The sequence below is a fragment of the Pontibacter coccineus genome (genome assembly GCF_030546575.1).
Classification (GTDB): Bacteria; Bacteroidota; Bacteroidia; order Cytophagales; family Hymenobacteraceae; genus Pontibacter; species Pontibacter coccineus.
Map to the genome: position 1 here is coordinate 95,293 of NZ_JAUOTN010000010.1, position 13,853 is coordinate 109,145.

Annotated in this window: 8 protein-coding genes; 7 read left to right on the forward strand and 1 reads right to left on the reverse strand. The window is 52.4% G+C overall.

Going from position 1 to position 13,853, the window contains the following annotated elements; all coding sequences use genetic code 11:
* Nucleotides 1-41: 41 nt before the first annotated feature.
* The 7 genes from Q4E40_RS19085 to Q4E40_RS19115 all read left to right on the forward strand — a co-directional run bounded on the left by Q4E40_RS19085 (nucleotide 42) and on the right by Q4E40_RS19115 (nucleotide 12,415).
* Nucleotides 42-1,883 (forward strand): glycoside hydrolase family 15 protein, encoded by a 1,842-nt coding sequence (locus Q4E40_RS19085; RefSeq protein WP_303414524.1) that lies wholly within the window; start codon nucleotides 42-44, stop codon nucleotides 1,881-1,883.
* 1 nt (nucleotide 1,884) lies between these two features.
* Nucleotides 1,885-2,994 (forward strand): glucose 1-dehydrogenase, encoded by a 1,110-nt coding sequence (locus tag Q4E40_RS19090; protein WP_303414526.1) that lies wholly within the window; start codon nucleotides 1,885-1,887, stop codon nucleotides 2,992-2,994.
* A gap of 133 nt (nucleotides 2,995-3,127) precedes the next feature.
* Nucleotides 3,128-4,672: a glycoside hydrolase family 10-like protein gene (locus tag Q4E40_RS19095; protein WP_303414528.1), complete on the forward strand. Its 1,545-nt coding sequence runs from the start codon at nucleotides 3,128-3,130 to the stop codon at nucleotides 4,670-4,672.
* A gap of 225 nt (nucleotides 4,673-4,897) precedes the next feature.
* Nucleotides 4,898-6,217, forward strand: coding sequence for an SGNH/GDSL hydrolase family protein (locus Q4E40_RS19100; protein WP_303414529.1), 1,320 nt, complete (start codon nucleotides 4,898-4,900; stop codon nucleotides 6,215-6,217).
* Between the two features lie 1,042 nt (nucleotides 6,218-7,259).
* Nucleotides 7,260-8,687 (forward strand): APC family permease, encoded by a 1,428-nt coding sequence (locus Q4E40_RS19105; RefSeq protein ID WP_303414531.1) that lies wholly within the window; start codon nucleotides 7,260-7,262, stop codon nucleotides 8,685-8,687.
* Nucleotides 8,688-9,554: 867 nt separating this feature from the next.
* Nucleotides 9,555-10,670, forward strand: coding sequence for a lysylphosphatidylglycerol synthase transmembrane domain-containing protein (locus Q4E40_RS19110; RefSeq protein WP_303414532.1), 1,116 nt, complete (start codon nucleotides 9,555-9,557; stop codon nucleotides 10,668-10,670).
* Nucleotides 10,667-12,415, forward strand: a complete 1,749-nt coding sequence (locus Q4E40_RS19115; RefSeq protein ID WP_303414534.1) for an amino acid permease — start codon at nucleotides 10,667-10,669, stop codon at nucleotides 12,413-12,415. The genes Q4E40_RS19110 and Q4E40_RS19115 overlap by 4 nt, the downstream gene beginning before the upstream one ends.
* Nucleotides 12,416-12,574: 159 nt before the next feature.
* Here Q4E40_RS19115 and Q4E40_RS19120 read toward each other — a convergent pair whose 3' ends face one another.
* The gene (locus tag Q4E40_RS19120; RefSeq protein WP_303414536.1) at nucleotides 12,575-13,849 is read right to left on the reverse strand and encodes a glycoside hydrolase family 1 protein; all 1,275 of its coding nucleotides are present in this window, start codon (nucleotides 13,847-13,849) and stop codon (nucleotides 12,575-12,577) included.
* Between the last annotated feature and the right edge of the window lie 4 nt (nucleotides 13,850-13,853).

Below are 13,853 nucleotides of genomic sequence, written 5' to 3' on the forward strand. Positions count from 1 at the left end.
AAAACCCTAACCACAGGCTTTTAAAAACGGTATGAATCAACATGAAAAAGCAAGGCCGGGCGAACTACCAACCCATTGAAAATTATGGCATTATAGGTGATCTGAATACCATTGCGTTGGTTTCCCTGAGTGGCTCCATCGATTTCATGTGCTTTCCCGATTTTGATTCGCCGAGCATTTTTGCGGCATTGCTTGATGCCAATAATGGCGGCAAGTTCGAGATCAGTCCGGATTTTCCGGAAATGAAAACCAAACAGCTTTACTTACCCGATACCAACGTTTTACTGACCCGATTTCTTTCGCCGGATGGCGTAGGCGAGATCACCGACTTTATGCCAGTAGAAGAACTGTATTCGGGCAAAGAACTTATTCGCCGCATTACCACGGTTAGAGGCCTTACGCACTATAAAATGCGCTGCTCTCCCAGATTTAATTATGGACGCAGTCCCCATACCGTCGAACTGGTAAACGAAAAAGAAGTAATTTTTAAGAGCTCCGGCGAAGATAAAACCGTGCTGCGTTTACTCAGTTCAGTACCCTTGCAAATCCAAAACGGCGACGTTATAGCCGAATTTACCTTAAAACCCAATCAAATTGCCGACTTCCTGCTCGAACACGTTGATAAACAACATAATGAAGCCCGTGATTTTAAAAACTTTATTACCGAAAGCCTTTTCAAAACCGTTAATTACTGGAAAAACTGGGTATCGCAATCGACTTACAAGGGCCGCTGGCTGGAAACCGTGAATCGTTCAGCACTGGTTCTGAAACTGCTTACTTCCTATAATTACGGCTCCATCATCGCCGCTCCCACTTTCAGCTTGCCCGAAAGCATCAGCGGCAAACGCAATTTCGATTACCGCTATACCTGGATCCGTGACGCATCTTTTACGGTGTATGCCTTCATTCGCTTAGGGTATATCAGGGAAGCCAGAGCGTTTATGAATTGGGTGGAAAAGTTCTGTCTCGATATAAAAGCGCAGCAGCGGCTGGGCATTATGTATTCAATAGACGGCCAGCGGCAACTCGAAGAAATCACCTTAGACAACCTGGAGGGTTATAAAAAATCAGCGCCTGTCCGGATCGGAAATAACGCTTACAAGCAGCTACAACTCGATATTTATGGCGAACTGCTAGATGCGGTTTACCTCTACAACAAATACGGCGACCCTATCTCCATCGATTTCTGGAAGAACCTCGAAAACCAGGTAAACTGGCTGAGCCAGAATTGGTTTCAACCCGACGAAGGCATTTGGGAAGTGCGCGGCGGACAGCAATATTTTCTTTATTCGCGGCTAATGTGCTGGGTAGCGCTTGACCGAGCCATAAAGATAGGCGAAAGCCGCTCTTTTCCGCTAAACGAAAACTGGCGGCCCGAGCGCGACCGGATCTTCAACAGTATTTATACCGATTTCTGGAACGAAGAAAAACAAGCCTTTATGCAGTACCCTGGATCCGAAACCGTAGATGCTGCTTCACTTTTGATGCCGCTTATCCGGTTCAGTAGCCCCAAAGACCCGCGCTGGCTTTCCACCCTGAAAAGAATTGAAGAAGAACTTGTTTCCGATTCGCTGGTTTATCGCTATCGCCAAAACAAAGCAGCGCCCGATGGTTTTGTCCGCCACGAAGGCACCTTTTCGATGTGCACGTTCTGGTACGTGGAGTGCTTATCCAAATCAGGTCAGTTGGAAAAGGCCCGTTTTTATTTCGAAAAAATGCTGGGTTACGCCAATCACTTAGGCCTGTATTCAGAACAACTCGGCTTTCAGGGTGAACACCTGGGCAACTTCCCGCAGGCCTTTACCCATTTGGGACTGATAAGTGCAGCCTACAACCTGAACCTGCAATTAAACGACAGCCGCAACAAAGATGTAACCAACTAAAATGAAAGCAATAGTCCTGATTCCCGGTACCACCACCGTTTGCCTCAATGACCGTACCGAACCACAGATCTCCGCCGATGATGAAGTTATAATAAAAGTCTGGCAGGTTGGTATTTGCGGCACCGATCGCGAAGAAGCTTCCGGCGGACGTGCCACGGCACCAGCCAACAGGCAGGAATTGATAATCGGGCACGAAGTGTTCGGTCTGGTAGAAAAGGTAGGCAAAGCCGTGAAAAAAGTCAGGCCTGGTGATTTCGGGGTATTTACGGTGCGGCGGGGTTGCGGAAATTGCCTGGCCTGCCTGAACGACCGCAGCGATATGTGCTACACCGGCAATTACACTGAAAGAGGCATAAAAGGCGCCGATGGATTTCAGGCAGAATACGTGGTGGACCAAGAGCAATACCTTGTAAAAGTACCTGAAACCATCACACACCTCGGCGTGCTTACCGAACCCATGAGCGTAGCTGCCAAAGCCATTGACGAAGCATTGGGCCTGCAAAAATCGCGGCTGAGGGATATTATGGAACAGGAAAGCTGGCTACAGGGTAAAAAAACTGTGGTAGCCGGCATTGGGGCAATTGGTTTGCTGGCAGCATTTGTCTTAAGGCTAAAAGGCGCGGATGTGGTTGGGTTGGATATTGTAGAAGAAGATTCACTCCGCCCACAAATTTTAAAACAAATTGGCGGCAAATATATAAATGGCAAACACGTAAAGGCCGCCGATCTCGATTCCCGGCTTGGCCAGATTGATCTCATTTTTGAAGCTACCGGTATTGCCGAACTTCAAGTACAGTTAATTCAGGCTCTGGGAATTAACGGAATTTACATACTGACCGGAATTCCGGAAGGTACCAGGCAGCTTTTGAATTTGACCGGCGACCTGATGAAGCAGATCGTACTGAAAAATCAGATCCTGCTGGGCAGCGTGAATGCCAGCTACGCTCACTACGAAATGGCCGTAGACCTGCTGGCCCAGGCGCACGAAAAATATCCGGAAGTCATCAGCCGGTTCATAACTGACCGCATTCCGTTTTCCGATTTTCAAACCGCTTTGCGAAAACATTCTCCCGATGAAATTAAAGTGGTGGTAGAATGGGCAAAAAATTGAAATTGAAATCAACCGGTGCAGAATTGTGAGCTGCTACAAAGGTGCGCGCGTCACAAGGGATCTTTTGGTTTGGGGGAGTTAAAACTTTCCGCTAGTTTTATTGCCAGACACTTCCACCCTAAATCGACTTCTGATGAAAAAATCTTTACGCTACGTAGCCGGACTGTGCGCTATCTGGCTCCTGCAGGCTTGCTCTACTTCCCAGCCTGCGGCCACGCAGCAGGAAACAGCCAAACCCGTAGAAAACGCCAAGCCGGGTGCCAAAGCGGCCACCGAGTTTCGGGCGGCCTGGGTGGCCACCGTGGCCAACATCAACTGGCCCAGCAAGCCGGGCCTCAGCACCCAGGAGCAGCAGCGCGAAGCCATTGAACTGCTCGATTTCCTGCAGGCCCACAAATTCAACGCCGTTATCTTCCAGGTGCGGCCGCAGACCGATGCCCTCTACGACAGCAAGCTGGAGCCCTGGTCTTATTACCTGACCGGCCAGCAGGGCAAAGCCCCCGAGCCATACTATGATCCGCTGGCATTCTGGATCGAGGCCGCCCACGACCGTGGCCTGGAGCTGCACGTGTGGCTGAACCCATACCGAGCGCACCACGTGGCCGGCGGCGAGATCAGCGAAAAGTCAATCGTGAAAACCAAGCCCGAGCTGGTGGTCAAGCTGGAACAGGGTTACTGGTGGATGGATCCGGCCAAGAAAGGCACCCAAGACCACTCCACCGCCGTGGTGATGGACCTGGTGAAACGCTACGACCTGGATGGCGTGCATTTTGACGACTATTTCTACCCCTATTCCTCTTACAACAACGAGAAAGATTTTCCGGACGATGACAGCTGGGCGGCCTACCTGAAGTCTGGCGGCACGCTTTCCCGCGGCGACTGGCGCCGCCAGAGCGTAAATCAGTTCATCGAGCGACTTTACAGCGAGATCAAAGCCGAGAAACCGTACGTGAAATTCGGGTTAAGCCCCTTTGGCGTGTGGCGGCCCGGCTATCCAGCCTCTATTGAAGGCATGGACCAGTACGACAAGCTGTACGCCGATGCCCGTCTGTGGCTGAACAAGGGCTGGGTGGATTATTTCACGCCGCAGCTCTACTGGCCCATCAACCGGATTCCGCAGAGTTTCCCGGTACTGTTGGGCTGGTGGGCCGGTGAGAACACCCAGAAGCGCCACTTATGGCCTGGCATCAACGTGGGCCGTGACAGTTCCGCCCTCAACGTGCGCGAGACCATGAGCCAGATCATGATCTCGCGCGGGATGCTGCCAGAGAGCCAGGGCGTGGTGCATTGGAGCATTTCTTCGCTCACCAAGAATCCCAACATGGCCAAGTCGCTGCTCAGCGGACCCTACAAAAAAGAAGCGCTGGTACCAGCCAGCCCCTGGTTGGACAGCTCCGCCCCAGCCGCTCCGTCCGTTTCCACCACTACCCAGGGCGACAGCCTGAAAGTTAGCTGGACGCACCCGGACGAGAAAGACGTGTTCCGCTGGATCGTGTACTATAACTATGCCGGCCGTTGGGACTATAAAATCCTGAACCGTAACGACCGCTCCCTGGACCTGAAGCTTAGCAACGGCTCCGCCCAGGGTCCCATTCCGCTCAGCCAGATTTCGGTTACCGCCGTGGACCGGGTTGGGAATGAGAGTGCCTTTCAGGAGATCGGGCTGACACAACAATAAGTGGGTTTTCCCTTAACAGCAGGGCCAGTCGCTACATGCGGCTGGCCCTGCTGTGTTTTAAGCTCAGTGGAGGAGCGCTTTTGATCAGAACCTTTAAATAAGGGGAACAGTATATAGGAACTGTCTGATATCAGCCCTGCAAACAGCCTTCCCATGTTCCTTTACGCTTCCCGCCTTTGGCATAACTGCTGCCTCCTTCTGTACGCTATCATTACCGCAACAAGTATGCTGCCAACAGCTGTCTATGGCCAAGCTGACCTTACTTCAAAAGTCAGGATCATGCCGCTTGGGGATTCTAATACGGAAGGCGTTCGGAGCATCGATGTAGCCCCTGAGGACAGGGTCGCCTATAGGGACAAGCTAGAGGAACTCCTGGATGCTTCTTCCTGGAAAGGGCAGTACGAGTTTGTGGGGAGTGAGAGCGGAGGCAGCGCCCACATGCGCGGCACAGCACATGCGGGGTTCGGCGGGGCCCGGGACGAGGACATCGCCACACTGCTGAAGGAAGGGAAATTCAGATTCTATGACACTGACATTTACCCTGGCCCGGGAGGAGGCCCCTACCTGGATCAGTATGCCCCGGATATCATCCTGCTACACATCGGCACCAACTGGATCGACGCCAGTCCGGAGGCAGTGCGTGATGTAGCAGACATCCTCGACCAGGTGGACCTTTATGAACAAAGGGCCGGCAAGGAAGTAACGGTCATACTGGCGAAAATCATTCTCACAGACGGTGGTAACCCTACCCTAGACGCTGCTACCAGGACGTATAATGCCCATGTAGAGGCAATGGTTGAGGAGAGGCTGGCAAGCGGGGACAAGCTTGTCCTGGTGGACATGCAAGATGGCGTCGGGCTAGTGTACAGGCCGGAAAGCGAAGGGGGAGACATGGCCGACCAGCTGCACCCGAATCAGCAGGGATACCGCAAAATGGCCCAGGTATGGTTTGAGGCTCTGTCCCCGATCGTCCCCCTGCCCGTCGAGCTGACCTCGTTCACCGGCACCCTTTCGAAGGTGGAGGTGCTCCTGGAGTGGACGACGGCCTCTGAACTGGACAATGGCTATTTCCAGGTCGAGCGCATGCAGGAGGGCCAGCCCTTCTCCCCCATCGGGAGGGTCGACGGAAATGGCACCAGTAGCCTTTCCCACCGCTACTCCTTCCGTGACAAGAGCGCTCCGGCAGGACTGCTGTACTATCGTCTCCGGCAGGTCGATACTGATGGGACCTACTCCTACTCAAAGGTGGTGGCAGTCCATCGGTCGGTCGCCACTGACTTTAGGGTGAGGCTCTACCCTACTCTGTCGGATGGCAGCCCGCGGACCGTGCACATCAGTGCCACCGGTTTTGCTGCCGCAGCCTTGGTCGATGTGACCCTGCGGGATACGATGGGCCGGAGACTCCACCACCAGACGCTGCGGGCGCGGGCGCAGGGCGAACTGGAGGACGAGGTGCAACTGCCCCTTGTTCTTTCCAAGGGGCTCTACATGTGGGAAGTCAGTTCCTCAGATAAAACCAGCAAAGTAAAGCTTTTGGTCAGGTAGGGTCTCATTTTGAAGCCCAGAAGAAAAATTGCTCTGTAAGCCACTGCAATGCTTGCTCATTTGTTTCTATAACCTTATCTCTGGTAAAGCCTGCAAAACTGCTAGCATCATCTCTCCAATTTCGCTGCAGTTGCCGCACACAGTTAACATTTTCACATCTGTTAGTAAGACTGTCCTTTCTCTTACTTTGTTATTGAACCCGCTGAATTTTTGCTACCGCATCCACCCAGCACAAATGTGTTTTTAGAAAAGCTGAAATTATACATATATTAAGCTTCCATTCTGCAAATAATACAACAACCACCCCAGGGCAGTGTAATAGGATTCGTAAATTTTATAACTTTACTAATTATATATGGGTACATCTTAATAAACCGATATATATGCTGACGCTCAAGAGACCCCGCAACACCCATACCAGATACAGAAGGAAGGTTAAACAGCAGATTCCCCGAATACAGGACCTATCCGATTTACAACAGGATGAAAGGCGATTTAGGCGCTGCTTCTTCTGTTGGTCTTCTGATCTGGTACTCATAGTCTAATGCCTCAATTATTAATTCCTCGCTAATTAGTAAGAGTATTCAATATACTCTAAGTTCTTCATTTTAAATAAGACTTTGCTGACCACATAACTCTATTGAAGTGATTTTTATGAATTCTATACCACCACCAACACTCCGAATACTACTTCCATACCTCATTTACGCTTATTTTACGACGGCCACCTTTAAGACAGCAAGTAAATATAACAAACATCGCATCTGACAGGTATAGCGCCGACTAACAGGTAACCAGTATCTACCGGCAACGCACAATTTTGAAATATCCGATCACCACACGGTATACCTCAAGTCGGTTATGTACTAGAACCAATCGATCTTCAACCTTGATCAAAGTCTTACTGGTGAAGTTTCCCCTACCCACCACTGCTTCCCAACTTTTTATTGCTATGGATAAATTTGTATGAAATATTATTTTTCCATCCTACATTGGGGTTAGAATTGCCTAATTGTAAAGAGACCAGCAGAAGACAAATCGCATGGAGAAACAAAGAGAACTGGACCGATCACTGGGCCTGCGCCTGGTCATCGTAGTCGTGATAGGAAACATCATCGGGTCCGGCGTCTACAAGAAGGTGGCCCCGATGGCTAATGAGCTACACTCGGCTGAGTGGGTGCTGATCTGCTGGCTGCTGGCTGGCATTATCTCGCTGTTTGGCGCGCTCTGTAACGCAGAGGTAGCCGGGCTGCTAGCCGATACGGGCGGGGAGTATACTTATTACAAAAAGATCTACAACCGTTTCTTCGCCTTCATTTACGGGTGGTCCCTCTTTACGGTCATCCAGACGGCGGCGATCTCCTCCTTATCCTATGTCTTCGCGCAGTCTCTCCACAGCATTGTGCCCCTCCCTCCTTTGCTGGAAGGGCTATCCGGCTTTACGATCAGTGGTATTTTCTACCCTTTTGCCGACTTCAATATAAAGCTGGTTGCCATCCTGCTGATCGTCCTCCTCACGTGGGTTAACATGAAGGGCGTTCGGACGGGGGCGTGGCTAAGCACCGCCATCTTATTGCTCGTCTTCACCGGGATCGGTATCATCGTGCTTTTCGGTCTTTCCAGTGAGCAGTCAACGATTACCGAAAGCTTCTCGGTTTCATCTGTTTCCAATTCTCCCGTCACGTTCAGCGCCATATTCACGGCTATGCTCTCCGCGTTCTGGGCCTACCAGGGCTGGGCCGCCATCGGATTCTTAGGCGGGGAGGTCAAAAACGCCAAGCAGAACATTCCGAGGGGCATTACGATCGGGGTGCTGACCGTAATAGGCATTTACCTGCTGGTGAACATGACCTATTTATCCATTTTGCCAATTCCAGTATTGGAGCAGATACATGCAGCCGGAAACAAGATTGCGGCCGTAGAAGTCGTGAAGAGTTTCTGGGGATATGGAGGCACCATCTTCATCTCTATCCTGATCCTGATCACGACCTTTGGCTGCACCAACGCCACTGTGCTTGCCAGCAGCCGCACGTATTTCGCTATGGCGCGTGAAGGGCTTTTCTTCCGAAAGGCGGCGGAACTCAACAAGGCACAGGCACCAGCCAACTCACTTCGCTTCCAGAGTGTCTGGGCCTGCCTGTTGGTGCTCTCCGGTACGTTCGATCAGCTGACGGACATGATCATTTTTGCTGTCTTCATCTTTTACGGCTCCACGACCCTGGGTGTGTTCATCCTTCGGAAGAAGATGCCTAACGCGCTTAGGCCCTATAAGGTATGGGGTTACCCAATAGTGCCCGCCATCATGGTCCTCTTCTGTGCCGCCCTTTTTGTGAACACAATCGTTGTCCGTCCGCGTGAGGCAGCCATCGGCATGGCCCTGATATTAACCGGCATCCCCATGTACTGGTGGTTCCGTAGAAACCAGCGCCAGGAGACACAAGCCTCAACAGAGAAGAAAGTACTGCATTAAAACTATCTCAGGAGCAAGCAAAAACCTGCAAAACCACTACGCTTGTAACAGGGGCTGGAGACTGAGAATACACTGTACTAAAAGCTCTATTTTGCTTATTCAAACATGGTGTCAGAAGGCTTGTTGACAGGATACAGGACACGGCCTGAAGATCAAAACACTTGTTGGAGCTTGGCTTCAGGTATAAAATATATGTTCCGTTGCTATTGCATTAATCGGCACAACACTATTCCTTTGCTGCGATGAAAACTACAGGTGCACAGTTGCTTCAAAAGCTGAACGTCTTGCTGGCGGTTCTGCTATGCAGTGTGTTGGCATTTGCCCAGCCTGTCACCGCACAGCCGGCCTCCAAATCGGGGGAGTTGCATCAATATAGTTTAAACGATACAAAAGAGGCTCCGCCCGCTCTTCTTGCCGGCCATTTTATCTCAGGCGAAGCTTTGGGTGCAAGCCAGATCGATAGGTCCCTATTGTTTCCTCTGGTCTGCTCACTACTTCATAAACTCTATCCTGTTGGCAACGGTACTGCACCAGCGCCACACTCCTACCCCGCCTCCATAGGCGATTGCGGTCTCCACCCTATTCTCATAAAAGGCCCTTAGTTACCGACCTTTTTCCGGTATGTTACGCCGGCGTAAAACACATGGACGCCTGATTCAGGAGCCAGTGTTCCCTTAAGCCCATTTCTATTTTAAGGTATAGCGGCCCCGGCAAAGCTACTTCAGTAATTCTGGCTCTTCAGCAAGCCTTGGGTGGCATCGTGGCTGCATTGCCTCGGAACGGGTTATACCTGAAACTACGGGACTCTCCTCGTACGATTGGCACAAAATAAGACGAGAAGAGGTCTGAGTAGATACCATCACATTCATGACACTGACAAAAGAAAAACTACAAGCAAAATTCTCTGCCCGCAGGCTAATTCTACCCATGTTGCTGGGCCTGGGTGTAGTGGGTTACATGCTGTATAAGAACTACGAGCCGGGGCAACTCCAAACCCTCCTGCAGGCCAGTCCGCTCTGGCTTGGTGTCACCCTGCTGGTGCTGCTGATCAGGGACCTGGGATACATGTACCGCATCCGCTACATCACAGACAAGGCATTGAGTTGGAAGCAAAGTTTCCGGGTGATCATGCTCTGGGAGTTTGCCTCATGTGCACTGCCTTCTGTAGTGGGTGGCTCTACCGTGGCTGCCTATATCCTGTTCAAGGAGAAGATTCCGCTGGGGAAGTCCATCGCACAGGTAATGGTGACAGCCATGCTGGACAACCTGTACTTCGTGCTGGCTGTGCCATTGGTTTTGTTGTTCGCGGATGGGCAGTTGATCCCCGCCTTCGACAACATGAATGAGACGCTGCGGCAAAGCCTGGGCATTGCCTTTGGTATCTCATACCTGCTGATCGCCCTATATGCCTTCACCATGTTCTACGCTTTGTTCATTAACCCGAAAGCCGTCAAGCGCCTTTTGCTGCGGATCGGGAGTTTCCGGCTATTGCGCAAGTGGCGACCCACGCTGCTGCGCCATGCCAACGAGCTGTTGATTGCTTCCAGGCACCTGCGTACCAAGAATACGGCCTACTGGCTGCATGGGAGCATCTCCACCATATTCGTCTGGACGGCCCGCTATGTCATCATCGGCTGCCTGATAGCGGCGTTCACGCATCTGGATGCGGCGGACCATTTCCTGGTGTTCGCTCGTAACCTCATCTACAAAGTGGTACTGCTGGTTTCTGTTACCCCGGGTGGGGCTGGCTTTGCAGAAATTGCTTTCCCGGCCTTTTTCGGTGCCTTCCTGGGCGGTTTTACCACCATCATCGTGCTCCTGTACCGCCTGCTGACCTACTACTTATACCTGGTGGTGGGTGTGATCGTGTTCCCCCGCTGGGTTGCTGTTGTGTACGGCAACGAGAAAAGCAGCACCATACCTGAATCGAAACAGCAGACTTCCACTGCCTCTTCCAACACCAATACTATACCTGTTAAATGAGAAATTTCGCGAAGAACCTCACCCGCCGCAAAAATGCCACAGCCGTTATAGAAGACTACAGGGAGGATGGCACCATCCAGGGCACTAACCTGGTCCGCAACCTCCAGTTCAGGGATCTGGTCGCCTTTGGCATCGCTGCCATCATCGGGGCGGGCATCTTCAGCACCATCGGCAATGCCAGCGCGGCTGGCGGACCCGGCGTCTCGCTGCTCTTTATCTTCACGGCCATCGCCTGCGGTTTTTCTGCCCTGTGCTACGCCCAGTTCGCCTCTACCATACCTGTGTCGGGTAGCGCCTATACCTATGCCTATGCTTCTTTCGGGGAGTTTGTGGCCTGGATCATCGGCTGGGACCTGCTCATGGAGTATGCCATCGGGAATATTGCGGTGGCCATTTCCTGGTCTGATTACTTTACCGCCGTGCTCCGTGGAATCGGCATCGGTATGCCCGAGTACCTGACCATGGATTTCTTGAGCGCGTCGCGTGGGTATGCCACTGCTACCGAAGCCATGGCACAAGGGCAGGCCTTAACCAGCTTGCCAGGCCACACACAGGAGGCTTTTCTGGCCTGGCAAAACGCGCCGGCACTTGGCAGCCTGCGCCTGGTGGCGGATGTACCTGCATTGGGTATCACGGCGCTGATCACGTACCTGGTGTACATCGGCATCAAGGAATCCAAACGGACGGCCAATCTGCTGGTGTTGCTCAAACTCATCGTCATTTTGCTCGTCATCACGGTGGGCGCCTTCTATGTGAACACCGACAACTGGACTCCTTTCGCCCCGAATGGACTGGCGGGCATTATGAAAGGGGTATCGGCCGTTTTCTTCGCCTACATCGGCTTCGATGCCATCTCCACCACCGCCGAAGAGTGTGAGAACCCCCAGCGCGATCTGCCTCGCGCCATGATTTTCACACTGGTGATCTGCACAGTGCTATACGTGGTGCTGGCACTGGTGCTGACAGGTATGGTGCCATTTGGGGAACTGGCCGTAGGTGACCCGCTAGCTTATGTGTTTTCAAGGGTGAACCTGGATGCTATGGCTGGAATTGTGGCCGTGAGTGCTGTTGTCGCCATGGCCAGCGTGCTCCTGGTGTTCCAATACGGGCAGCCGCGCATCTGGATGGCCATGAGCCGCGACGGTCTTTTGCCAAGGGCCTTCTCCCGCATCCACCCGAAACACAGAACGCCCGCCTTCGCCACCATCGTCACCGGTTTTGTGGTGGCCGTGCCGGCCCTCTTCATGAATCTGACAGAAGTGACAGACCTGACCAGCATCGGTACACTGTTCGCCTTTGTGCTGGTGTGCGGCGGTATCCTGTTGCTGGAGGAAAAGCAAAAAGCCGCCACGGCGGCACACAAAGGGTTCCGGGTGCCCTACATCAATGGCCGCTATGTGTTGCCGCTGCTGGTACTTGTAGCTGTGGTGCTGTTATACCGCTTCCGCGCCGCTGAAGTAAGCGACTTCTTCAGCCTGAACGGAGGTTGGGAAAACTTTCAGCACAAACTGCCGCTGCTGGGCTTTATCGGTATCGCTGCTATCCTCACCGTCTTTACCTGTATCCGGAAACTATCGCTTATACCGGTGCTGGGTCTGCTCACTAACCTATACCTGATGACGGAACTAGGCCTGACTAACTGGACGCGCTTTCTGGCATGGCTGGCGTTAGGGCTGGTGGTGTACTTTGCTTACGGATACCGCAACAGCAAGCTCCATCAATCACAGGAGGCTAAAACATCCTAAACAAGCTATACCTTGATAAACCGAAGGAGCGCATCGCTCTTTGCAGGTTTGCTGTTGTGGGTGTCACTGATGTGTTTTTCCGGTATGCTAAGAATTAGCTTGTCTGAAAAACCGTTTATATGCACCTGCATTTGACTTTGGGGCATTACCTCTCCATTGCTAGACCCTTTTAAATACTTGCCGCAGCTTCCTGAAGCGCCGGTTACCTTCCGACATGGTGCTGTTAGGTCGTGGTATCCCTTTTTCGCTACCGGTTAAGATGGCGTCCTCCATCATTTGTTGGGCATCCAGCAGGGCGTCGGCGTAGGGCTGGTACAACACGCGCTCCGGCAGTTCGCCCGGCTCATCTTCCGCATCCCAAAGCCCTGACCGATGCCAGGGGGAAAGATGGTCCCAGTCGGGCCGGTCGATGATGGGATAAAGACAGATGCCCCACAAGGGTATACCCGCCTGCAAGGCGGCGGCGCACTCTTCTGCGACAAAACGGATCCAGTGCGGACGGTCTATACCTGGGTGGCTTGTTTCTGTTAGGGCAATGGGTTTCTGGTAACGGTCATAGGCCATCTGCAGCAGACTCCGTAAAGGCTGCCACCGCTCATCCTGGTGCTCGTTCACCCAACTCAATTGCGTGTGTGTGCCTATCTCCCACTGGTTGCTGTAGTAGTAGTTGAGGCCCAGTATATCCAGGTACTCCGGTCTGCCGCCCAGTTCGGGGCAAACGTGGCCGCACAGCATATCTACCGCCTGGAACTGGTGCTCATGTGCTAGTTGCGCCTCGGCTTGCTGCTCCGGCGTACAGCCACGGGGAGCCACTATGTTTACCAGCGGCTCTGTGGTCAGTATCCGGATGTCCGGGTCGATTTCGCGCATACCTGCTATACCTTCTATGTACGCCCGCATCAGTCCGTACTTTACCTCCCAGCCCTGCCTGGTGCAATAGGGCGAAGTACCCCGCACATCCCCTCCCAGCCAGGAGATAAAACTCACTTCGTTGATCGGTGTGACCACCAGCGGACCTTCCGGAAAGTGAAATCGGTAATACTGCACAAAAGCACGGCACATGGCGGCAAAGCGTCGTGCAAACATGGGGTGCAGGGGTGTCAGGTCATCCGGATACCCAAAATGGCAGAGGTCCCATACCTGCTGTATGCCCAGTGCCCTGCCCCGCTTCAGCATGGCGCCTACTGCGCTCCAGTCATATTGATAAGGCGCTTTCTCCACCTGGCTCCAACGTATACCTTCACGCACCGTCCTGATATGGAAAGGCGCCAGGTTCTTGTAGTCCTGCTCCAGCAAAGCAAGATGGCCTGTCAGGGTAAGGAAGTCGACTCTATTACCAAAAGCATTGAGTTTATCGGTGCACTCAAACCCAGCCATCCAGAAGGATTGAAAAGGACTTTCCTGTAAGATTGTGTTTGTTGCGTTATCTGCCATAAGC